We start from the raw sequence: 276 nt of genomic DNA, 5'->3' as shown, positions 1-276 counted from the left end.
GGCGGGATCAATGGCATAGCTCACCACCGAATACGGCTGGCCGCGCAACGCGGCATAGAGGAATTTGTGATCGGGACTCAGGGCCAGCGGCATCACGGTGCTGCCGGTATCGACCTTGTCGATCAGGTTGACGCTGCCATCGCCATTGAGCCGGAGCACGTAGATGTCCTGGCTGTCCGCATTGGAGACGTAGGCGACGGTGGCCGCACCGGCATGCGCGGCGGCCAGGCTGAGGGCGGAAGTGGCAATCAAGGTGGCGAAGCGGGAAGAAGGTGA

Annotated in this window: 1 protein-coding gene; it reads right to left on the bottom strand. The window is 63.4% G+C overall.

The window, feature by feature from the left end; all coding sequences use genetic code 11:
- A partial coding sequence (locus tag ACZ3GY_RS23890; protein WP_465912208.1) for a beta-propeller fold lactonase family protein occupies positions 1–276 on the bottom strand: 276 nt, incomplete at both ends.

This window comes from Pseudomonas sp. PME37.24/006 (assembly GCF_055556635.1).
Note: the sequence above shows the minus strand (reverse complement) of the source record. Positions and strands in the feature narration are given on the sequence as shown.